Genomic DNA, 22779 nt, shown 5'->3' on the forward strand with positions numbered 1-22779 from the left:
GAATGGGTGCCGCGATCGTAAGAGGGGCCGGGTCGCCAGGCCAAGACGGGTCCCGATGACCGGAACCCGGAACCCGGAAGCCGGAACGCGGAGAGCGCCGCCGCGGTGTGCGGTACCGCGCCGGCGCGAGGGCCAGGTCACGGCCGGCGCGGTACCGGCGAGCGTCCGGCCGGTCTCTCCCCGCCGAGAGACCGGCCGGACGCGGGGCCCGTCCAGGACCCGAGGGGAGATTCGTCCTGGACGGGAGGTCGTGCTCCTACAACTCGTCTCCTACAGGCCCGGGGCCCGCGTGAGGGGCGCGGCCGGGTCGTTGTCGATCAGGCCGGAGATCTCCTTGTAGACGAGGCTGATCCGGGTTCCCCAGTTCGGGCAGCCGCCGAGGTGGTGCAGCGCGATCACCTTGTGCGAGGACCCGGCGAGCACCGGCGACCCGGAGTTCCCGCCGGAGCTGTCGCACAGGTAGCCGGTGTTCACGCCGGACGCGACCGTCCCGATCTTGCAGTAGGCGCCGCCGTCGGCGTCCTCGTAGAGGGAGAGGCGCTTCGGCTTCACGTCGCCGTGGCCGGGGATGTAGATGCGCTCGTTCGCGGACGGTTCGCGGGTCTCCAGGTAGAGCGTCCCGAACGGTTGGATCTTCGCGAAGTCGGTGACGGAGAACAGCGCGTAGTCGAGGGCGCTGAGCGGGCTGAGCTTGAGCAGCTCCGCGCCGCTGACCTTGACGCCCGGCTTGGGGTTGTTGCCGCCGCACGTCGCGCACTCGTACTCGAACTGGAACTCGCTGGCCTTGAGGTCGGCCGCGCTCTCCATGCAGTGCTGGTTGGTGAGCATGCGGTTCGTGTCGCCGACCCGCCAGGCCGTGCAGGAGCCGAGCCCGTTGACGAGCTGCCGGGCCACGGCGCGCGAGCGGGCGTACTCGGTCGGGTGGCTGTCCTTGTAGCAGGCGACGTCGCGCCGTCCGTCCGCGCCGCACACGCTGAACGGGCGCGGATTCGCGGCCGCGAACTCGGCCTCGGAGTAGCCGCGGTAATAGGAGTCGATCCGGACGCCGTACCCGCGCCTGGCGAGGTCGGCGGCGTCGGTGCGCCGCGCGGCGGACCGCAGGGTGACGACGGCCGTGTCGCCGTCGACGGACAGCGCGGCGAAGCCCGTCCGCCCGTGGACGGTGAACGGCGAGTCGCCGCGGGTCCGGCCCTTCGTCGGGTCGCCGTGGTAGGTGTGCACCTCGCGGCCGGACGGGGCGGCGACCGTGATCCGGTCGCCGGGGAGCAGCCGCACCGACGCGAAGTGCACCTTGATGTAGGAGGAGCCCGGATCGCTGATGGTGACCTGCGTGGAGCGGGCGCCGGACGCGTACCGCAGCACGGCGTCCTTCGCCTTCATCTCACCGGCGGCGTCGGGCTTGGGAGCGGGTTCGGCCGGCGCCGGCCGCGCGGCGGCGTCGGCGCGGGGAAAGGAGAAGGCCGGCGCGAGGGCGGCCGGCAGGAGCAGCGTCGCGGCGACCGCGATCGCCGTCGACAGGGCGCGTGTGCGTGGTTGGCGGGACATGCGACGCACTTCCTCTTTTGAGCGGGGGAGCGAGAAGAGGAGCGGATGGGGAGAGGGAGCGGTGGGAGAGGGGGCGGGGAGAGAGGGGGCGGGGAGAGAGGGACGTGCCCGGCCCGGCCCCGGCGTCCGCCCCCCGGAAGGGGAGGGAGGCCGGGCCGGACACGTCCGGTGGCTAGCGGGTCACCCTCGTCAGAGGGTCACGCTCCAGCCGTTGAGCGTTCCGGTGTCACCTGGGCCGTAGTCGTAGAAGTACAACTGCCAGGTGCCGGACGCCTGGGAACTGACGCCCGGGACGTAGAACGTCTTCGGGCCGTTCCACGGCGTGCACTCGTACTGACCGGTGCCCTGCTTCTTGACCTGGTAGGTCTGACCGGCCGGGGAGACCAGCCAGACGCCGAGGTCCTCCATGCAGGTGTGGTCGACGTCGATCGACAGCGTCACCTGGTAGGCCGCCTGACCGGACACGTTCGCCTGGATCGGGCTGACCGTCCAGGTGTAGTCGTCGAGCGGGTACTGGGTGTCGCTGCTGGCGGTCCGGTCGTTGGTCGGCTTCGTCACCGAGAGGGTGAACGTCGCCGTCCGCGTGACCGAGCCCTTGCCCGTGACCGTCACCGTGTAGCTGCCCTCGGGCGTGCTGCTGGTGGTGGCCACGTTCAGCGTCGCCGTGCCGCCGGTCTGCACCGAGCCCGGGTCGACGGTGGCCGTCGGCCCGCCGGGGGACACGGTCGCCGACAGCGCGACCTGCTGCGCCGAACCACCGGTCAGGGTGGTGCGGACGGTCGCCGTCGCCGGCTTCCCTGCCTCCACGGTGCTGGTGGACGGGTCCACCGAGACCGAGAAGTCGTCCGTTCCCGCGCCCTTCACCGACAGGGTGAAGGAGACGGTGTGCGAAGCGGACTTCCCGGCGCCGGTGACCGTCACGTTGTAGTCGCCCGCCGGGGTGTCCGACGTGGTGGCGACCGTCATCGTGGACCTGCCGCCGGCCTGGATCGAGGCCGGGTTGAAGGTCACCTTCGGCCCGCCCGGCGACACCGTCGCCGACAGGTCGATCGGCTGGGCGGCGCCCGCGGTCACCGCCGTGCTGACGGTGGCCGTGGCCGACTGCCCCGGTTGGACGCTCGCGGACGACGGATCCGCGGTGAGCGAGAAGTCGTCCGTGGGCGTGCTGTTCACCGACGTCTTCCACAGCGCCCACGCGATGGCGTCGGTGCTCCGGTCGAGCGCGGTCGTGTTGATGTTGCTCGGGTAGGTGTCGCAGGACTGGTGGTAGCACCGGTCGTACGCCTGCCCGGCGGTGCCGCCCCACTTCTGCGCCTGCGTGGTGGTCTTCACCGCGGAGGCGCCGGTGGACAGGAACGACGTCTGGATTCCGGCGTTGCGGAACGGGCCGTCGTCGCTGCAGCACTCGGACATCTCGTCCGGCACGATGTTGATCGAGTCGAAGTAGCCCTTCAGGTTGGCCGACAGCGACGAGGTGAGGCCGTCGATGAAGTAGCCCGGGTTCGGGCTGCCGACCATGTCGAAGTTGAAGTAGCCCTTGATCTTCGACCGCTCGGTGCTCGGGAGCTGGTTGACGTAGTAGGTCGAGCCCTTGAGGCCCTGCTCCTCGTCCGTCCACCAGCCGAACCGGACGTGGTTCAGCATCGACGGCTTCGACTGCGCCAGGGTCAGCGCGGTCTCCAGCAGCGCGGCCGAGCCGCTGCCGTTGTCGTTCAGGCCGGGCCCGGCCCGGACGCTGTCCAGGTGGGCGCCGAACATGTAGACGCTGCCCGCGTTGCCGCCCGGCCAGTCGGCGATCAGGTTCGGGCCCGCGCCCGCCGTGCAGCCGGACGCGCAGGTCTGCCGCGCCACGGTGAACCCGGCCGCCTGCAGCTTCTGCTCGATGTAGGACACCGACGCCGTGTAACCGCCGCTGGCGGCGTAACGGGTGCCGCCGTTCTGCGTGGCGATGTTCTGCAACTGCTGCAGGTGCGCCTTCACGTTCTCCACGTTGACGTCCGGCGGGTTGCCCGTGCCCGGGTTTCCGCCGCCCTCGACGGTGAGGTTGTACGTCGCGGTGTGCGTGTTGGTGCGTCCCTTACCGGTCACGGTGACCGTGAACGGCCCGGTCTTGGCCGCGTCGGTCGCCGCGATGGTGAGCGCGGACGTGCTGCCCGAGTTCACCGTCGACGGGCTGAACGTCGCGGTCAGGCCGCTGTTCGCCGGGGACACGGTGGCGGTCAGGTCGACCGGCTCCGAGGCGCCGCTCGCGACCGTCGTGTTGACCGTGGCCTGCACCGACGCGCCCGGCTTCACCGAGCCGGAGCTCGGCGACACCGAGAGCGAGAAGTCGTTCCCGGACGGCGTGCAGGTCGGCTCGCCGGACTGCGCGCCGAGGGTGACGGCGTTCCAGGCGTCCTTGACCTTGTTGTACCAGTTGCAGGACGGGTCGAGGTTCTTCGCCGCGGTCAGCGTCAGGACCCGGTACCGGCCGTAGTTGGTGCCGGAGGTCTTCATCGCCATCGCGTTGTAGAAGATCTTCGCGGCGTTCATGATGCCGATGCCGGTCACCGAGGAGGGACCGCCCGAGCAGATCGGGCTGGTCGGCTTCCCGCCGCCCGGGTTGTTGCCCTCGGCGAGCAGGTAGAACCAGTGGTTGCCCGGTCCCGCCGCCTTGTGCACCTCCATGTTCGGGACGGAGCTGGAGTAGCAGTTCGGGTCGTTGTTGACCAGCGACGGCTGGTACATGTTCCGGATCGGTCCCGACCCGGTCAGGTTGATCATCTCGCCGACGGTGTAGTCGGGCTTGTCCGTCGGGTTGTTGAGGAACGCCTCGGTGGCCGCGCCCCACACGTCGCCGACGAACTCCTGGGTCCCGCCGCCGGAGATGCCGCCGGGGGTGAAGTTGTCCAGGCCGTGTCCGAACTCGTGCGCCACCACGTCGGTCGCGGTGATCCACTGGCCGGAGTTGTTGTGGCCGAAGCGGGCGTTGGAGCCGTTCCAGTAGGCGTTGACCTCGTCGAGCCCGACGAGCGCCGGGTACCACTGGCCGCTGCCGTTCAGGCCGTTGCGCCCGAAGGACTTCAGCAGGTCCCATTCACCGGCGGACGCGTACATGACGTCGACGCAGCCGGCCTCCTTGCTCGTCTTGGACGTGCTGCCCCAGACGTCGTCCGGGCCGGAGAAGATCTGGTTCGTGCTGAGGTCGGCGCAGGTGATGCCGGACCGCTGCGGGTCCCGCATCGTGTACTGGCTGCCGGATTGGGTCGTTCCGATGTTGAGGTTGGAACCTTCCCAGATGCCGGTGCCGGTGCCCGCGTAGATCAGCTCCTGCTCGGCGAACCTCTTGCCGGTCAGCGCGTCGACGTACACCTTCTTCATGCTGGGCTGCTTGCCGTCCCGGCCGGAGACCGTGGTCTCCCAGGCGAGGCGCGGCTTGGCCAGCGCGTGCACGACCAGGCGCGGCTGGAGCGCCTTCTTGTCCGGCTTGGTCAGCGCCGCGCGCGAGGTGCGCAGGGCGGCCGCCTTGCCGACCTTGGGGGTGACGCTGCGAAGGTCGAGCGCGCGCTTCTGCGCGACCGACAGGTTCCGCACCTGGCCCTTGTCATCGGTCGCGACCACGAAGTCGCCGCCGACCACGGGGAGCCCGCGGTACGTCCGCTCGTACGCGACGTAGTTCAGGCCCCAGGGGGTTCCGGTGACCTGCGTCCGGACGTAGCCGTCGAACTTGCTCGGGTGAAGTTCGGCGACCCGTCCGGCAACGACGCGCTCGGCGGACGCCACGGCGGCCGTCTTCGGATCGGGCGTCGCGCCCTTCGCGTTCGGGAGCGCTCTCAGGGCCACCGGCACCAGGCCGGCCAGCACGAGAGCGGCGGCCACAAGGACCGCCAGAATCGGTTTGCGTTTCACTGCCGCATGCCTCCATCGACACGGGGGAGGCCGCTCCGCGGGGGGACGGGGCGGCCGCAGGCGCGACCACCGCCACCGGCGGACGGGAACCCGCGGTCACACGGGCCGGACGAGAGCGAGCCGGCTCCCGAATTGGGAGGTGAAATGCGGATAAACGGGGGGCGGGCACCGGGGCGGGCGGACGGTTTGTCGCGTCTTGCGAAGATGAGAGTGACATCTGCGAATCGGTTGCGGCCCCTTCCACTTCGGCATAGCTTCACCGCTATGCAGGTTGAACTGCGGCATTTACGAGTTCTCACCCAGTTGGCCGAGATGGGCAGCATCACCCGCGCGGCGGCCAGCCTGGGCGTGTCACAGCCGACGCTGAGCAACCAGTTGCGGCGGATCGAGAAGGCGTTCGGCGGGCCCCTGTTCGTGCGCGGAGCTGGCGGAATTACGCCAACTCCGCTGGGTCGGCATGTTCTCGCAAGGGCGCGCGGCCTCCTCGCCGATATGGACGATCTGCTGGCGACGCTGCCGGGCGGCGGGTCCCGGTCGGGCATCCGGCTCGGCACCCATCCGCACATTCTTCTCGGGGAATGGCTGCGCAGCCTGGAGACCGAACTGCCGCACCGCGAGGTGACGACGAGCCTCGACTATTCCGGCGCCGTGCTGACGCAGTTGCTCGCCAATGACCTGGTCGACGTCGTGTTCATGGGACGCGTCGCCGACCACCACGCGCCGCCGTGCCCGCCGGGCACGACGGAACGGGTGATCACGGTCGAGCCGTGCGGGATAGCGCTCGCGTCGTCGCACCGGCTGGCCCGCCGCGGCCGGGTGTCGCTGACCGACCTCGCCGAGGAGACCTGGATCCCGCCGCAGGGCGGCGACGACGGCGGCACCGCCATGCTCCGCGCCGCCTGCGAGGCCGCCGGGTTCACCCCGCGCTTCCGGTACGCCGACACCGACTTCACCAGCATGGTCGGGTTCGTCGCGGCCGGGTTCGCGATCACGCTCGCGTCCCCGACCTGGCTGCCCGGCGACGGGATCACGATCGTCGCGCTGGAGGGGCATGCCACCGACGCATACCGCGTGCTGCGCTGGCGGACGTCGAACGTCCCGACCAGCGAGATCGACATCCTGCACCGGACGTACCACGAGCTGTACCGGCCGGTGGTGCAGCGCAACGGGATGACGCTGCCCTGGCTCGCCGACAACCCGGACTCCCGACCGCGGCTCCTCGACGTCCCCTGCGACTGACGTTTCTCAGACGCCCAGGTCGGCCAGGTGGCGTTCGGCGTCGAGGGCGGCGACGCAGCCCGTTCCGGCGGCGGTGACGGCCTGGCGGTAGGTGCGGTCGACCAGGTCGCCGCAGGCGAAGACGCCGGGGAGGTTCGTCCGGCTGCTCGGGGCCTGCGTGCGGACGTAGCCCTGCGCGTCCACGTCCACCTGGCCCGCGAACAGCTCGCTGCGCGGGTCGTGGCCGATGGCGATGAACAGGCCGGTGACGTCGAGCGTGCCGGTCGCCTCGGTGCGCGCGTCCCGGACGGACACGGCGGTGACCCGGTCGGCGCCCTCCACGCCCGTCACGACCGTGTTCCAGCGCACCGCGATCTTCGGGTCGGCGAGCGCCCGCTCCGCCATGATCCGGCTCGCGCGGAACTCGTCCCGCCGGTGGACGATCGTGACGCTCTCCGCGTACCGGGTCAGGAACGTCGCCTCCTCCATCGCGGAGTCGCCGCCGCCGACCACCGCGACGTGCTGCCCCTTGAAGAAGAAGCCGTCGCAGGTCGCGCAGGACGAGACGCCGCGGCCGAGGAGCCGCTGCTCGCCGGGGACGCCGAGCGGCCGCCACGCCGAGCCGGTCGCGAGGATCACCGCGCGGGCCCGGTACTCGACGTCGCCCGCGCACACCCGCTTCACGGCGCCGCCCAGCTCGGCGTGGACGGCGTCGTCGCACAGCAGGTCCGCGCCGAACCGCGCGGCCTGCTTGCGCATCGCGTCCATGAGGTCGGGGCCGAGGACGCCGACCGGGAAGCCCGGGAAGTTCTCCACCTCGGTCGTGGTCATCAGCGCGCCGCCGAACGCGGCGCCCTCGATCACGAGCGGGGCCAGGTCCGCGCGGGCCGCGTACACCGCCGCCGTGTACCCGGCCGGGCCGGACCCGATGATGATCAGATTTCGCACGTCGCGATCCGTTCGCACGCTGTACCTCGTCTCGGGAGCGGTGGAGAGAAGCCTCAAGCAGGGTTTATTTAGTGAAGCTATTGGCGGGGGCTATGCGGGGGCTATTAGGCGGCGCGGTCGCCGTTCCGGTGCCCGGCCGCCGCCAGCGTACGGATCGGCTCCCGTTCTTCCCGGGGTTATGCAGGCGCGGTATACCCCGATGGCATTGGCGGCCGGATGTGCCGCCGCCCACACTCCCTTCCGAACCGCGATAACGAACGGAGGGTGTCATGGCGGCGTATGAGATCGAACCGCTGTCCGGCGAATGCGCGAACGTGCTGCGGCATAACGATCACGTGTGCATCGGGGTCAGCCCCTTTAACAGCTATTTCAGCGCGGAACGGCTGGCGAGCCTCGCCCGGTGGGCGTCGGCCGGGTTCGCCGATTTCCACTTCTTCGTCCCGGACGAGATCACCGCGTACACGTTCGAGGCGCTCGGGTACCCGCCGTCGCGGGCCCGGCAGAAGGCGCACCGGCAGGCCCGGTACACGCACAACAAGATCCGGTCCGCGCTGGTGGCGCTGTCGGTCCCGGATCCGGACGACCACGTGCTGAGCATGGTGCGGCTCAACGCGAACCCGCGCTACCAGGCGCTTCTGGACCAGGCGAACATTCTCTTCCTGGGCAACCGGGAGTTCCGGGACGCATGCCTGGAGGCGACCCGCTGGGTCCTGGACGGCAAGCTCCCGGACGGGCGTCCCGCCACGTCCGAGGAACTCCGGCTCGGCGTCCGCTATTTCCTGGCCGAGCTCCCGCTGTTCGCCGGATCGGGACACATCGTCGGCGCGGCCAACTCGGTGTTCGCCTACCACCAGCGGGTGCGGTTTCTCGAAAGGTTCTTCAACCGGGAACTGGAGTGGAAGCCACGGGACGGGCAGGGATTCCTCGTCGTCCGCGAGGCGCGTCCCGAGCCTGGCGCCGAGCGGCGGGACGAGAGAGCGCTTTTCCGGCTCGGGAATGTCGGCTAGGGGCCGGGTGAAAGATCGTGAACTCCCACCCCGTGCTTGATCCCGCGTCCGGTGCCCGGACGGTCGGGCACGACGACTACTCGCTCGTCCGCGTTCCGGAATCCGCGCGCCGTTCGTGGATTTCCGTCGCGGTGCAGCGATTCGGCCAGGTCTCGTCATTCCAGCAGTTCATGGTCGGCGCGATTCTCGGCTACGGCATGACGTTCTGGGACGCCGTCCTCGCCATCACGGTCGGCTCCGTCCTGCTGGAGACGATCACGATCCTGCTCGGTGTCGCGGGCGTGCGGGAGGGGCTGTCGACGTCCGTCCTCGCGCGCTGGGCCGGGTTCGGACGGCGCGGCTCCGCGCTCGTCGGGATGCTCGTCGCGATCAGCCTGGCGGGCTGGTTCGGCGTCCAGAACGGCGTGTTCGCGCAGGGCATGCACGACCTCGCCCCGTGGTCGTCCGAATGGCAGTGGGCGCTGCTCGGCGGCGCGGCCATCACCGCCGTCACCACCTACGGGTTCCGGACGATGGCGTGGGTCGGGTGCCTGACCGTCCCGGCGTTCCTGGCGCTCGCGCTCGTCTCCATCGTGGACGCGCTGCGCAGCCACCCGCTGTCCGAGCTGGTCGCGGCGGAGCCGCCGGGGCCGCCGCTGTCGCTCGGCGCGGGCGTCACGCTCGTGTCCGGCGCGTTCGTGCTCGGCGCGATCATGACGCCGGACATGACCCGGTTCAACCGGCGGGCCTCCGACGTCGTGAAGCAGACGCTGCTGTCGGTGACGCTCGGCGAGTACGCGATCGGGCTGATCGGCGTGCTGCTCGCGCACGCCGCCCGCACCGACGACGTCGTCGGGATCGTCACCTCGTCGTCCGGGGTGCTCGGCACGCTGGTCCTCGCCACCGCGATCCTGAAGATCAACGACTGGAACCTGTACTCGTCCTCGCTCGGCCTGGTCAACGCGGTCCACGTGCTCACCGGGCGGCGGGTCGGCCGCGTCCCGGTGACGGTCGCGCTCGGCGCGCTCGGGACGCTGCTGTCCGCGGCCGGCATCGTGCACGCCTTCGCCGGGTTCCTCACCGCGGTCGGGATGCTCGCCCCGCCCGTCGCCGGGATCGTCATCGCCGAATACCACCTCGTACGCGCGTGCCGGCCGGTGCTCCAGGACGCCCGCCGCGCCGGCACGCCGCCCCCCGACCCGGCCGACTGGGCGCCGCGCGCCCTGGTCAGCTGGGCGGCGGGCACGGCCGCCGCCGTCGCCGGACTCGGCAGCGCCGCCCTCACCTCGCTCGCCGTCGCGTTCACCGTCCAGACCGTCCTCGGCCGTGTCCGTGTCGCGCGCCTCCGCGCCGGGCGGCTCCGTTTCGGGCGGTTCGGGCGCGGTGGCGGCGCGGAGGCGTCCGCCCACGTCACCGCCGCGACCCCGAAGGGAACCTGACGTGCTGCCCCTGATCACCCGAGAGCGCCTCGCCGCCGAGATGGACGCCGGGACGGTCGTCGTCGTCGACACGATGCCGTCCGCCTACTACGAGAAGGAGCACCTTCCCGGCGCGCGCAACATCCCCGGCTTCCCCTACGAGCGGGCCGCCGAGTCCACCGACGAGCACGCGCCCCGCGTGCTGCCCGACAAGTCCGTGCCGGTCGTCGTGTACTGCGCGAACGTCCCGTGCCGCAACAGCGGGCTGGTCGGCGCGCGGCTGCTCGAACTCGGCTACCGGGACGTCCGCAAGTACCGCGAGGGGATCGAGGACTGGGTCGCCGCCGGGCTTCCGACCGAGTCGTCCGCCGGTCGACCGTCCGCCCCCTGATCGTCCGGGCCGCCCCGGGCCCGGATCGCCCGCACCCATGGAAGGAAGTACCACCGTGAAACGCACGATCGCCCTCCTCACCGGGACGCTGTCCCTGGCCGGTGCGCTCGCCACCGGCCTCGCGGCGCCCGCCGTCGCCGCCCCCGCCACCCGCGCCGCGTCGGCCTCGTTCGCGGACGAGACGGTCGTCGACGTCACGTCGGCGAACTACCAGCAGGTCATGGAGATGTCCAACACGAAGCCCGTCGTGCTGGACTTCACCGCCACCTGGTGCCACTGGTGCCAGGTGCAGAAGCCGTACCTGCAGAAGTACCACGACGCGGACAACGGAGCCTGGGTCTGGGCCCGCGTGGACGTCGACCAGAACAAGGCCCTGACCGGCAAGTACGGCGTCAGGGGGATTCCGGCGCTGGTGAGCGTCCGGAAGACCGCCGAGTACGGCAGCCGGTTCGTCGGCTTCGACCCGTCGTCGCCGGAGGCGCTGCGCGCCTGGCTGACGAACGTCGTCCGCACGTACTGATCCGGGACTCCCGGCGGGCCCCGCCTACGCCGGGCACCCGATGGCTCCCACCCCCACCCCGTGCCGGGGCTCGGCGCCCCACGAGCCCCGGCACTCTCCGCAAGCTCCCAAGGAGAACGCCATGAACCTCATGAAGGCCATGAACGGAAAGCGCTGGAGGACGGCCGCGTTCCTCGCCGTCTCGCTGGCCCTCCCGCTCGTCCAGGCGGGTGCGGCGGCGGCGTCCCCGTCCGCCGTCCGGCAGGACGACACCAAGGTCTACATCGTCTGGTTGCGCGGCGTCCCCGCCGATCCGGCCCAGGTGACCGCTACCGCGAAGGAGATGACCGGCAAGTACGGCGGGCGGCTGCGACGCACGTACTACTCCGCCATCCAGGGGTTCTCCGCCGACCTCACCATGGACGAGTACATGGCGTACCTGTCCGACAACCGCATCGAGTCCATCACCGCGGACAAGACGTTCCGCGTGGCGGGGACGCAGACCAACCCGCCGTCGTGGGGGCTCGACCGCATCGACCAGCCCGATCTGCCGCTCGACCGCGTCTACCGGTACCCGGGCGACGCAGCGAACGTGCGCGTGTACGTCCTGGACACGGGGGTCAGGACGAGCCACCGCGAGTTCGCCGGACGCGCCCGCGCCGCCTTCGACGCCCTCGACCCCGCGAACTCCCCAGGCCGGAGCGGGACGGACTGCAACGGGCACGGCACGCAGGTCGCCGCCACGATCGGCGGACGGCTCACGGGCGTGGCCAAGGGCGTCCGGATCGAGTCGGTGCGCGCGCTCGGCTGCGACGGCACCGGAACGGGCGAGCAGATCATGACGGCCGTCGACTGGGTGGACGCGCACGCGCGGCGTCCGGCGCTGCTCAACCTCAGCTTCTCTGGGCCGTCCGAGTCGGTGCTCGACCTGGCCCTCTACGGGATGACGGAGAAGGGCCTCGCCTACACGGCGGCGGCCGGGAACGACGGCGCGGACGGCTGCATGACCACTCCCGGACGGCAGACGACCGCGATCACCGCGTCCGCCGCCGACCGCTCCGACCGGCGGCTCCCGACCGCGAACCACGGGACGTGCGTCCACCTGTTCGCGCCCGGCGACGGCATCGTCACCGCGAGCGCGACCCGCGACGTCTCCTACACGAAGGCGAGCGGCACGTCGATGGCGGCGGCGCACGCCGCGGGCGTCGCCGCGATGTACCTGTCCGCGCACCCGGACACGAAGCCCGAGGAACTCGACAAGGCGCTCAGGGAGAAGGCGGCGGAGGAGAAGGTCCAGGACGCGGGCGAGGGCACGCCGAACCTGCTCCTCCAGGCCGGTTGAGGCCGCTTCGTCCCGTTACCGCGCCGGGGATCTGTGCCAAAATGCTCGCGACCAAGCGACCGGTGGGGCCGGAGAGCGAGCCCCGAGCCGGACCCGCGCCGTGCTCCCCTGCGCCCGTCCCGATCCCCCCTTGGGAGCGGACATGCAGTTGGAACTGCATCACCTCAGAACCCTGCGCGCCGTGTCCGCGGCGGGCAGCCTGAACCGGGCGGCCGAACAGCTCCAGTTGCCGCAGCCCGCGCTGAGCCGCCAGCTGCGGCGGCTGGAGGACCTGTTCGGCGGCTCGCTGTTCGACCGGCACCCGGGCGGCGTCCGCCCGACCGCGCTCGGCCGCGTCGTCCTGCACCACGCCGCCGCGATCCTCGACGACTGCGCCGCCATCCACGACGACCTCGCCCGGCACCGGGACCGGCAGACCGGCACGATCCGGCTCGGCTGGACGGCGAGCTGCCTCGCCGACCTGCTCCTGGACGAGCTGCGCCGCCGCTTCCCCGGCACCGCGATCGAGGTCACCGTCGGCGACTCGATTCGCCAGGTGACGGACTGGCTGCTCGCCGGCGAGATCGACGTGGCGCTGGTGAACGAGCAGACCGTCATGCCGGGCTGCCGTCCGGGCGGGCTCGCCGTCCAGCACGTCATCGACGAGCGGCCGCACATCCTGCTGCGCGGTGACCATCCGCTGGCCAGGCGGCCCGCCGTCACCGTCCCCGAGTTACGGGACGAGCGGTGGATCGCGATCTCCGGGTCGGACGGGTGCATCGCCTTCCTGCACCGCGTGTGCCGCCCGTTCGGGTTCACGCCGGAGATCGTCCATCATCTGCCGCTGCACGGGCCGCACGAGGACGTCGTCCGGCATGACGGGAGCGTGCTGCTGACGCAGGGGTGGCGGCCGTCCGCGCCGGGCACGGTCCGCCGCCCGATCGCGGGGCTGCCGTGGGTGTCGCGGCACTGCCTCATGTACCGGCCGGACGGGCTCTGGGCACGGCAGGTCCCGCATTTCGCCCGCGCGCTGCGGGAGGCGCACAAGGCCAGGATCGACGCTGGTCCGCGCGCGGCGAGCGGGTGACGATGGACATCGAACTCCAGCAACTGCGCATCCTGCACCGGGTCGCCGAGACGGGCAGCATCAACCGCGCGGCCGAGGAACTGGGGATGAGCCAAAGCGGGGTCAGCCGTGCGCTGCAACGGCTGGAGCGCGCGGTCGGGTTGCCGGTGCTGCACCGGCGGCCGTCCGGGATCACGCTCACCACGGCCGGGTCGATCCTGCTCGAACACGCCGACACGGTCCTGCCCGCCGTGAGCCGCATGTTCACCGACGTCCGCCGCTGCCTCGCCGCGGACGGCGGGCGGTCGCCGGTCCGGCTCGGCGCCGTGCCCGCGCCGACGCTGACGTCGTTCGTCCGTTGCGTGGAGGACCTCGGCATCGCGCCCATGTCGCTGCTGGTGGACGAGTCCGGGCAGCGGCTCGTCCAGCTCATCGGCAACGGCGAGATCGACGTCGCGCTGTTCCGCCACTTCCTCGAACTGGACCCGGACCCGCCGGAGCCGGTGCGGCACGAGGAGATCGCCGCGCAACACCCGTACCTGTGCGTGCCGGACACGCACCGGCTCGCGGACCGTCCGGCGGCCGGGCTCGCGGACCTCGGCGACGAGCACGTCGTCCTCGCCTACCCCGAGTGCCAGCCGCTGACCGGGCACTTCCACACCGCGTGCGCGGCGGCGGGGATCCGGCCGCGGGTGAGCTACGCGAACAGCGCGTCCGCCGCGGTCGCGCTCGGGCACGCGCTCGGCGCGGTCACGTTCACCTACTGGCCGACCGTGAAGGAGGCGCGGATGGCGCACGTCCCGCTCCGGGACACGCCGCTGAACGCCGTCCTGCTGCTGGCCTGGCTGCCGGACGGGCCGCTCGGCGACGAGCCGGGGGCGCGGCTGGTGTCGTCCGTCCGGACGCTGCACGCCGCCTCGGTCGAGACCGGCGCCTAGGCGTCAGCCCGTCTGGACGGGCTCCGGCCGCTCGTCCGTCCGGACGTTGCACGCCGCGTTCGTGGAGACCGGCGCTTAGGCGTCGGCCGTCTGGGCGGGCTCCGGCCGTCCGTCCCGGTCGCGGGGCGGCGCGCACGAGTCGCGCTGGAGGAGCTGCGCGCCGACGCGGTAGGTGCGGCCCGTCCGCGCGCCCGGCACGCCGCGCCGGCCGCGTTCGAGCTGCTGGAGCAGCAGGTCCATGGCGAGTTCGCCCAGCTCGCGGGCGCCGTTGTCGACGACGGTGACGGGCGGGTGCCACCAGCGGAGCCAGCTGATGTCCTCGTAGCAGACGAGCGAGATGTCGTCCGGGACGCGGACGCCCGCCGCGACGAGCGCGGGCAGCACACCGAACACGGCCTCGTGGTTGGCGGCGAACAGCGCGGTGATCTCCGGCGCGCGGCGCAGCAGCCGCTCGGCCGCGTCGGACCCGAAGGACGGCTCGAACGGGCCGCGCTCGACGAGCCGCTCGTCCACCGGCAGGCCGCGCTCGCGCAGCGCCAGCTCGTACCCCGCGAAGCGCTCCTGCCCGGAGTTCGTGTCGGCGGGGCCGCCGATGTAGCCGATGTGCCGGTGCCCGAGGCCGAGCAGGTAGCGGGTGGCCTCCTGCGCGCCGTCCCGGTCGGACGCGAGGACGGTCGGCGCCGCGCTCTCCGCCGCGCCCCGGATGAGGTTGACGACCGCCGTCCCGGAGCCGAGCAGCGCGTTGGACGCGGCGGCGTTCGAGCCGGTGCCGATGAGGATCACGCCGTCCACGCCGTGCTCGCCGAGCGTGCGGAGGATGTTCTCCTCGCGGCGCGGGTCGGCGTCGGTGATGGACAGCATCATCTGGTAGTCCTCGGCGGCGGCGCGGCGCTGCACGACCTCGGCGATCGTGTGGAACGACGCGTTCACGAGGTTGCCGACGACGAGCCCGATCAGGTGCGACTGCCGGGACCGGAGCGCGCTCGCGGCGCGGTTCGGCTGGTAGCCGAGCCGGCGCGCGGCGTCCTCGACGAGGGCGCGGGTCTCGGGCGCGATCAGGGACGACCCGCTCAGCGCCCGGGAGGCGGTGCTGCGGGACACGCCGGCCGCGGCCGCCACGTCCTTCAGGGTGACGCTCATCGTGCTCCGATTCTGCAATCGATCCCAATGTCGGGGCAATCATGCCATACCCAATCGGCGGGCGGTGAGTGCTCAGCGCAACGAGTTCCCGCGTCGTCCCACGTAGAAATGGCGAAGTGACCCTTGACACTCGCCTACGCTGTGCCGCAACCTTGTGCAACCGATCCCAGCGGGATGAGCACTACGAACTCGGGGAATGATCTTGGATCGCGACGACGTCCCATGGCGCGGCTACTGGCCCGCGGCGCCCACGCCGTTCACCGCGGACGGCGCCCTCGACGAGGACGCCTGGGCCGAACTGCTCCGGCTGTACCTGCGGCAGGGCGTGCACGGCGTGCTGGTCAACGGCAGCACCGGCGAGTGGTTCAGCCAGACCCCGGCCGAGCGCCGCCGCGTCGCCGAGATCGCCGTCGAGGTCGCCGGGCGCATCCCGGTCGTCGTCGGCGTCACCGCCTACACCCAGGACGAGGCGATCGGGCTGGCGGAGCACGCGGCCGCCACGGGGGCCGGTGGCGTGCTCGCCACCCCGCCGCCGTACGTCCATCCCGGGCCGGACGAGATCCTCGCGTTCTACGAGCGGGTCAGCTCCGCCACCGACCTGCCGTTCATGGTCTACAACTGGCCGCGCGGCGTCGCCGTCGACCTCGGCGACCACCCCGGCCTGGTCGAGCGGCTCGCCGACCTGCCGAACGTCGCCGCGATCAAGGACAGCACCGGCGACTGGCTGAAGATGCTCGCCACCGTCGAGGCGGTCGCGGACCGCGTCCGCGTGTTCGGCAGCTTCCTGCACCGCCGCGGGCTCGCCGTTCTCCTCGGGCTCGGCGGCGACGGCAACATCGACGGCGGCGGGCTCGGCGCGCCGTTCGCCGTCCCCTTCTACGAGGCCGTGGCGCGCCGCGACGAGGAGGCCGCCCGCGCCTTCGTCGACCGCTACGCCGCGCTGTCGTCCCGGCTCATCAGGCCCGACTACAGCGGCGTGTTCGCCTCGCCGATCCCGCAGCTCAAGGCCGCGATGGCGGAGCTCGGGCAGCCGGGCGGGCACGTCCGCCCGCCGCTGCTGCCGGCGACCGGCGCGGCGCTCGACGGCATCCGCGCCGCGCTGGAGGAGTCCGGCCTGCGCGCCGCGCTGGAGCCCGCCGGGGCGTCGTCGTGAGCGTCACCCGGATCACCGTCGACGGGGAGCCGGTAGACGCGACCGCCGGTTCCTCCCTCACCGCCGCGTTCGTCGCCGCCCGCCGCTGGCGGCTGCGCGACAACCCGGTGAGCGGCGAGCCGCGCGGCCCGTTCTGCGGCATGGGCGTGTGCTTCGAATGCGAGGTCACGGTCGACGGACGGCCGGGCGTGCGGGCCTGCCTGACCCGCGTCGTCCCCGGCATGACGGTCGAGACCGGCGCGCCGGTGGAGACCGGTCCTTCTTCTTCGGGGACGCGGCCATGACCGTGTCCCGTGATGTGGTGTCCCGTGACGTGCTGGTCGTCGGCGGCGGTCCGGCCGGGCTGTCGGCCGCGGTCCGGCTGGCCGCCGCCGGGCTCACCGTGGCGATCGCCGACGAGCAGCCCGAACTGGGCGGGCAGTACTTCCGCCGTCCGTCGCCCGCGGTGCTGCGCGCGCACGGCGACCACCGTCCGGAGGGCGGGCGGCTCATCGCCCGCGTCCGGGAACTCGGCGTCGACTGCCTGACCGGGCACCTCGTCTGGGGCGTCGCCGACGACGGCCGCACCCTGTTCGCCACCGCGCCGGACGGCGCCGCGGTCCGGCTCCGCGCCCGCCACGTCATCGTGGCGACCGGCGCGTACGAGCGGACGCACCCGTTCCCCGGCTGGCAGCTCCCCGGCGTCACGACGCCCGGATTCGCCCAGCACCTCGCCGCCGCCGACGGAACGCCGGTCGGGCGGCGCGTGCTGGTCGCCGGGTCTGGACCGTTCCTTCTTCCCGTCGCGTGCTCCCTGCTGGACGCGGGCGCCGAGGTCGTCGGCGTCGCCGAGGCCGGGCGCCCCTACACGCCGTCGCTCCGCGCGACCGCCGCGCTCCGGCACCCGGCGCGGCTCCGCGAGCTGGCCGGATACATGGCGCGGCTCGCGCGGGCGCGCGTCCCGATCTGGCAGGGACGGGTGGTCACCGGCGCGTCCGGCGACGGCCGCGTCTCGGCCGTCACGCTCGCCGCGACCGCCGACCCGTCGCGCCCGGTCGGCACGTTCGCCGTGGACGCGGTGTGCGTCGGCTACGGGTTCCGCCCGCAGACGGAGCTGGCCCGGCTGCTCGGCTGCGAGATCCGCGCGGACGCCGCGACCGGCGACGCCGCGCCCGTCACCGACCCCTTCGGCCGGACGAGCCGTCCCGGCGTGTACGTCGTGGGCGAGGCGGCCGGGATCGGCGGCGTCCACCTGGCGCGGGCGCGCGGACGGCTGACCGCCGCGCACATCCTCGCGGCGCGCGGCGGCGGCGACCGGCGGGAGATCGTCCGGCTCGCCGCGCGGACCCGCGCGCTCGGCCGCTTCACCGCGCTCAGCGAGGCGCTCTACCCGAGCCCCGCCGCGTTGCAGGACGCTCTCGTCAGCGCCCTGCCGGACGAGACCGTCGTGTGCCGCTGCGAGGCCGTGACCGCGTCCGACGTGCGCGCCGCCGCCGTCGACCGGGCGGGCGGCGACCTGAACGCCACCAAGTCCTGGTCGCGCGCCGGGATGGGGCCCTGCCAAGGACGTTTCTGCGGTTTCGCGGTCGCCGGCCTCGTCCGCGCGGCGCGCGACGGGGAGCGGGGCGAGCCGGTGTTCCCGGCGCGGCAGCCCGTCCGTCCCGTGCCGGTGGAGACGCTGCTCGCGCTCGGCGAGCAGGAGCCCGAGGGGGACGCCGCGTGAGCGCGCGCACCGCGGACGCCGTGGTGATCGGCGCGGGCGTGCTCGGCGCGTCGGCGGCGTTCCACCTCGCCAGGGCCGGACACCGGGTGATCGTCCTCGACCGGGGCGCGCCCGGCCGCGAGGGATCCGGGACGACGGCGGGCAACCTGCACGTCCAGGCCGTCCACACGCGGCGGCCCGGCCAGGAGGTCCCGCTGGACAGCGCCCGGTTCCTGCCGTTGCAGCGCGCCGCGAGCGACCGCTGGGAGAAGGTCGAGGCGGAACTGGACGCCTCGGTCGAGCTGCGCCGCAGCGGCGGCTTCACCATCGCCGAAACACCCGAACAGCGCGCCGAGCTGATCGCCAAGCACGCCTGGGAGGAGCGGGCCGGGATCGCCACCGAGGTGCTCGACGGCGACGGCGCCCGCGCGGCGCTGCCGCTGCTCGGCCCGACCGTCACGGCCGCGACCTGGTGCCCGCTCGACGGGTACGCGAACCCGCTGCTGACCACGCCCGCCTACCTCGCCGCGGCCGTCCGGCACGGCGCCGAGGTGCGGCCGTTCTCCCCGGTGCGGGCGGTGGAACGTTCCGGCTCCGGCTGGCGCGTCACCGCCGGGACCGACGCGCCGATCGAGACGCCCCGCGTGCTGGACGTCGCCGGTCCCTGGCTCGGCGAGATCGCCGCGCTGGCCGGGATCCGGCTGGCGATGACGCCCGTCGCGATCCAGATGCACGTGACCGTCCGGCTGCCGGAGACGCTGCGGCACCTCGTCCAGCACATCGGCGAGGGCCTGTCGGTCAAGCAGGTCACGGCCGGGAACCTCCTGGTCGGCGGAGGCTGGCCCGCGCGGCGCTTCGACCCGGACGGGCGCAGCCCGATCAGCGCGGCGAGCGTCCTCGGCAACATGGCGCAGGCCGCGCGGGTGCTGCCGTTCGTCCGCGAGTTGCGGCTGTTGCGCGCCTGGGCGGGCCCGCTCGCCGCCACCCCGGACGAGATGCCGGTGATCGGGGAGGTGCCGGGCGCGCCCGGCTTCCTCGTCGCGGGCGGGACCTACGCCTTCACGTTCGCCCCGCTGTGGGGCGAGACCCTGCGCTGCCTCGCCGAGGGGACGGCGCCCCCGGTGGACGTCCACGACCTCGGCCCCGACCGGCTGATCACCCCGGTTCCGTATGAGCAGGCCCAGGAGCAGGCCCGATGACCGGAGCGGAAGCGAGCTTGATGAGAGAGGAGAGTTCGGTGTCGACATCGACGAGCGGGCGGCGGCCCGTGGCGGAGGACGGGACGGTCTGGCTGACCGGCGGGCACGTCGTGGACGTCCTGCGCGGCACGGTCCGCCGGAACGCGAACGTCGCGGTGTCCGGCGGCCGGATCGAGGAGATCACGACGGCCGCGCCGGAGCCCGGCGCCCGCCGGATCGACCTCGGCGGCCGGTACCTGCTGCCCGGCCTGATCTCGGTGCACACGCACCTGTCGGTGACGTACCCGTTCTCCGCGACCGACGAGGGCGAGAACCCGGGGCTGACCGCGCTGCGGGCGCTGTCGCGGGCGCAGGACGCGCTGCACGCGGGCGTCACGACGATCCGCTGCGTCCACGAGCAGAACCGCGCGGACCTCCTCATCAAGGAGAGCGTCGCGCAGGGCTGGGTGGACGCGCCGCGCATCATCGGCGCGGGCCGCGCGGTCTCCACGACCGGCGGCCACGGCCACGGCTCCGCCTGCTCCTACGCCGACGGCCACGACGGCTTCCTGCGCGCGGCCCGCGAGGAGCTGGCCGCCGGAGCCGACCTGATCAAGGTGTTCATCACGGGCGGCATCGCGCACGAGGGCGAGTCGTTCACCGGCTCGCAGATGACCCTGGACGAGATGCGCGCCGTCGTCCGCGCCGCGCAGGAGCACGGCACGTACGTGACGGCGCACGCCGGGTCCGGGTCGGCGATCCGGGAGGCGCTCGCCGCCGGGGTCCGCGGCTACGAGCACGCCTACGAGCTGGACGAGGCGACCGCGAAGGAGATGGCGGACCGCCGCGTCTTCCTCACCCCGACGCTGTGCGTCACCCGCTGCCCCGACTGGATGGCCGGGCACTCGTTCAGCGAGTGGCAGATCGAGCGCGCGACGCAGGTCGGGCCCGGCCACCTCGCGAGCATCCGCCGCGCGGTCGCCGCCGGGATCGCCGACCCGCTCGACCCGGAGCGGCCCGGCATCACGATGCTCGCCGGGACCGACTACCCGCCGGGCGAGCCCATCGAGGACACCGTCGTCGCCGTCCGCGAGATGGAGTTCCTCACCGACGCGGGGCTCGACCCCGCGCAGGCGCTGCGCGCGGGCACCAGCGACGCGGCCCGGCTCGTCGGACTCGGCGGCGAGGCGGGCGCGGTCGAGGAGGGCCTGCTCGCGGACCTGGTCGTGACCGACCGGGACCCGCTGTCGGACCTGTCCGCGCTGCGCCGCATCCCGTTCGTCATGCAGGCCGGGCGGGTCGTCCGGAACGACCTGCCCGTCCCCGGCACCCTGGGAGGAACCCCGTGAGCCCCTCGTCCCGCACCCGGCTGGCGGTCGACATCGGCGGCACGTTCGTCGACGCGATCGCCTACGACGAGGCCACCGGCGAGCTGCGCCTGCACAAGGCCCCGACCACCCCGGACGCCCCGGCGCGCGGCGTGCTCGACGCGGTCGGCGGCCTCGCGGACCGGCTGGACGGCGTCGAGGCGTTCGTGCACGGCACCACGCTCGGCCTGAACGCGATCCTCCAGCGGCGCGGCGCGGACGTCGGGATCATCACCAACGCCGGGTTCCGCGACCTGCTGGAGATCGCCCGCGCGAACGTCCCCGGCCAGTACATGTACGACTTCGCGTACGCGCCGCCGCCGCCGCTCGTCCCGCGCCGCCACCGGACGGGCGTGCCCGGCCGGATCGACGCGCAGGGCTACGAGGTCGAGCCGCTCGACGAGGACGCCGTCCGCGAGGCGGGCCGCCTGCTCGTCGAGGAGCAGGGGCTGCGCTCGCTCGCGATCTGCTTCCTGCACTCCTACGCCGAGCCCGCGCACGAGCGGCGCGCCGCGCAGATCCTGCGGGACGCCTACCCGGACGTGTCGATCTCGACGTCCACCGACATCAGCCGCGAGTACCGCGAGTACGAGCGGACCAGCACCGTCACGCTGGACGCCTACATCCGGCCGGTGCTCAGCGACTACATCGGCGCGCTGGAGGGACGCCTCTCCGCCGCCGGGCTGACCCGCCCGCTGCACATCATGCGGTCGGGCGGCGGCGCGATGACCGCCGACCTGGCCCGCCGCGCCCCGCTGATGACCGTGCTGTCCGGCCCGGCGGGCGGCGTGGTCGGCGCCTCGTTCCTGGCCCGCGAGCTGGGCCGGGACAAGCTGATCTCGTTCGACGTCGGCGGCACCAGCGTGGACTGCTGCGTGATCGAGGACGGCTCGCCCGGCGAGGTGCACGAGGCCGGGATCGACGGCTTCCCGCTGCTCATCCCGATCTTCGACATCCGGACGGTCGGCGCGGGCGGCGGCTCCATCGCCTGGGTGGACGAGGGCCTGCTCAAGGTCGGCCCGCGCAGCGCGGGCGCCGTCCCGGGCCCGGTCGCCTACGGCGCGGGCGGCACCGAGCCGACCGTGACGGACGCGGCGCTCGTCCTCGGCTACCTCGACCCGGCCGCGTTCCTCGGCGGCGACATGACCATCGACGCGGACGCGGCCCGCGCCGCCGTCGAGGAGAAGCTCGGCGGCCCGCTCGGCGTCGACGCGACGCACGCGGCGGCGAGCGTGTTCCGCGTCCTGCTGGCCCGGACGGTCGGCGCGCTCCGCGAGATCACCGTCGAGCGGGCGCTCGACCCGCGCGAGTTCGCGCTGCTCGCGTTCGGCGGGGCCGGGCCGCTGCTCGGCCCGATGCTGGCCCGCGAGATGGGCGTGACGGAGACGGTCGTCCCGCAGGTCCCGGCCGCGTTCTCCGCGTTCGGCATGCTCATGTCGGACCTGGAGTACGAGTTCGCGACGACCGTCCTCAAGCCGCTCAGCGACGCGACGCTCGCCGAGTTGGAGCCGTCGTTCGCCGACTTGGAGTCGCAGGGCGAGGAGGTGCTGTCCGTCCAGGGCGTGAAGCCCGAGGACCGGACGCTCATCCGCCGTCTCGACGTCCGCTACCACGGCCAGGAGCACACGCTCGGCATAGACCTCCGGGACGGCGACGACGCGGCCGCGATCCTGGAGCGGTTCCACGAGCAGCACCGCGCCCGGTACGGGCACGCGATGCCGGACGGCGGCCAGATCCTCACCCTGCGGGTGCGGGCGGTCGGCGTCCTGCCGAAGCCGGGCCTGCGCCGTCTCGACGGCACCGGGGAGGGGACGCCGGAGCCGGTCGGCTCGCGTCCCGCGTTCGACTTCGCCGCCGGGGAGACCGTGCCGTTCCCGGTGTACGAGCGGTCGACGCTCGCGCCCGGCCACACGCTGCCGGGCCCCGCGATCGTCGAGGAGGGCACCTCCACGACGGTGATCTTCAGTGACCAGCGCCTCGCCGTGGACGTCCACGGCCACCTGCTGGTGAGCAGCCCGGAGGCGGACCAGTGACAGGAGACC

Annotated in this window: 18 protein-coding genes; 14 read left to right on the plus strand and 4 right to left on the minus strand. The window is 73.1% G+C overall.

Translation table 11 applies throughout. From position 1 onward, the window contains the following. Positions 1-270: 270 nt before the first annotated feature. A complete protein-coding gene (locus FXF68_RS23575; RefSeq protein WP_148762726.1) occupies positions 271-1545 on the minus strand; it encodes a trypsin-like serine peptidase in 1275 nt (424 codons plus the stop codon). A 189-nt stretch (positions 1546-1734) separates the two neighbouring features. After that, positions 1735-5433, minus strand: a complete 3699-nt coding sequence (locus FXF68_RS23580) for a M28 family peptidase (protein ID WP_222870054.1) — start codon at positions 5431-5433, stop codon at positions 1735-1737. A gap of 264 nt (positions 5434-5697) precedes the next feature. Between FXF68_RS23580 and FXF68_RS23585 the strand changes: the two genes are divergently transcribed. Continuing rightward, entirely contained in the window at positions 5698-6672 is a 975-nt protein-coding gene (locus tag FXF68_RS23585) for a LysR family transcriptional regulator (protein ID WP_187438068.1), read from the plus strand. Positions 6673-6678: 6 nt separating this feature from the next. On the opposite strand, the gene trxB is transcribed toward FXF68_RS23585, so the two are convergent. Continuing rightward, positions 6679-7599 carry a thioredoxin-disulfide reductase gene (trxB, locus tag FXF68_RS23590; RefSeq protein ID WP_246178906.1) on the minus strand — a complete coding sequence of 307 codons (921 nt, stop codon included), beginning with the start codon at positions 7597-7599 and terminating at the stop codon, positions 6679-6681. A 269-nt stretch (positions 7600-7868) separates the two neighbouring features. Between trxB and FXF68_RS23595 the strand changes: the two genes are divergently transcribed. The 7 genes from FXF68_RS23595 to FXF68_RS23625 all read left to right on the plus strand — a co-directional run bounded on the left by FXF68_RS23595 (position 7869) and on the right by FXF68_RS23625 (position 14218). Continuing rightward, positions 7869-8606, plus strand: a complete 738-nt coding sequence (locus FXF68_RS23595; protein ID WP_148762732.1) for a tRNA-dependent cyclodipeptide synthase — start codon at positions 7869-7871, stop codon at positions 8604-8606. Positions 8607-8623: 17 nt separating this feature from the next. Continuing rightward, positions 8624-10024 carry a purine-cytosine permease family protein gene (locus FXF68_RS23600; RefSeq protein ID WP_222870055.1) on the plus strand — a complete coding sequence of 467 codons (1401 nt, stop codon included), beginning with the start codon at positions 8624-8626 and terminating at the stop codon, positions 10022-10024. Between the two features lies 1 nt (position 10025). Further along, entirely contained in the window at positions 10026-10394 is a 369-nt protein-coding gene (locus FXF68_RS23605; RefSeq protein WP_148762736.1) for a rhodanese-like domain-containing protein, read from the plus strand. Between the two features lie 55 nt (positions 10395-10449). Beyond that, a complete protein-coding gene (locus tag FXF68_RS23610) occupies positions 10450-10914 on the plus strand; it encodes a thioredoxin family protein (RefSeq protein ID WP_148762738.1) in 465 nt (154 codons plus the stop codon). A 121-nt stretch (positions 10915-11035) separates the two neighbouring features. Further along, positions 11036-12235 carry a S8 family peptidase gene (locus FXF68_RS23615; protein WP_187438070.1) on the plus strand — a complete coding sequence of 400 codons (1200 nt, stop codon included), beginning with the start codon at positions 11036-11038 and terminating at the stop codon, positions 12233-12235. A 142-nt stretch (positions 12236-12377) separates the two neighbouring features. Further along, positions 12378-13301, plus strand: coding sequence for a LysR family transcriptional regulator (locus tag FXF68_RS23620; protein ID WP_148762742.1), 924 nt, complete (start codon positions 12378-12380; stop codon positions 13299-13301). A 2-nt stretch (positions 13302-13303) separates the two neighbouring features. Beyond that, positions 13304-14218 (plus strand): LysR family transcriptional regulator, encoded by a 915-nt coding sequence (locus FXF68_RS23625; protein WP_246178940.1) that lies wholly within the window; start codon positions 13304-13306, stop codon positions 14216-14218. A 75-nt stretch (positions 14219-14293) separates the two neighbouring features. Here FXF68_RS23625 and FXF68_RS23630 read toward each other — a convergent pair whose 3' ends face one another. Then, the gene (locus tag FXF68_RS23630; RefSeq protein WP_148762745.1) at positions 14294-15358 is read right to left on the minus strand and encodes a LacI family DNA-binding transcriptional regulator; all 1065 of its coding nucleotides are present in this window, start codon (positions 15356-15358) and stop codon (positions 14294-14296) included. Between the two features lie 196 nt (positions 15359-15554). Here FXF68_RS23630 and FXF68_RS23635 point away from each other — a divergent pair, with 196 nt between their 5' ends. Genes FXF68_RS23635 through FXF68_RS23660 form a run of 6 tightly spaced genes read left to right on the plus strand, consistent with a single transcriptional unit; the run spans position 15555 to position 22770 of the window. Beyond that, entirely contained in the window at positions 15555-16511 is a 957-nt protein-coding gene (locus tag FXF68_RS23635; protein ID WP_222870056.1) for a dihydrodipicolinate synthase family protein, read from the plus strand. Beyond that, a complete protein-coding gene (locus tag FXF68_RS23640) occupies positions 16508-16795 on the plus strand; it encodes a (2Fe-2S)-binding protein (RefSeq protein WP_148762747.1) in 288 nt (95 codons plus the stop codon). The genes FXF68_RS23635 and FXF68_RS23640 overlap by 4 nt, the downstream gene beginning before the upstream one ends. After that, complete coding sequence (locus FXF68_RS23645; RefSeq protein WP_187438071.1) at positions 16792-18213, plus strand: FAD-dependent oxidoreductase; 1422 nt, start codon at positions 16792-16794, stop codon at positions 18211-18213. Before FXF68_RS23640 ends, FXF68_RS23645 begins: the two co-directional genes overlap by 4 nt. Then, a complete protein-coding gene (locus FXF68_RS23650; RefSeq protein WP_222870057.1) occupies positions 18210-19391 on the plus strand; it encodes an NAD(P)/FAD-dependent oxidoreductase in 1182 nt (393 codons plus the stop codon). The genes FXF68_RS23645 and FXF68_RS23650 overlap by 4 nt, the downstream gene beginning before the upstream one ends. Before the next feature lie 38 nt (positions 19392-19429). After that, a complete protein-coding gene (locus FXF68_RS23655; protein ID WP_187438072.1) occupies positions 19430-20719 on the plus strand; it encodes an amidohydrolase family protein in 1290 nt (429 codons plus the stop codon). Next, the gene (locus FXF68_RS23660) at positions 20716-22770 is read left to right on the plus strand and encodes a hydantoinase/oxoprolinase family protein (RefSeq protein WP_148762753.1); all 2055 of its coding nucleotides are present in this window, start codon (positions 20716-20718) and stop codon (positions 22768-22770) included. Before FXF68_RS23655 ends, FXF68_RS23660 begins: the two co-directional genes overlap by 4 nt. The last annotated feature ends 9 nt before the right edge of the window (positions 22771-22779 follow it).

It is taken from the genome of Actinomadura decatromicini (genome assembly GCF_008121305.1).
In the GTDB taxonomy this organism is placed as follows: domain Bacteria; phylum Actinomycetota; class Actinomycetes; order Streptosporangiales; family Streptosporangiaceae; genus Spirillospora; species Spirillospora syzygii.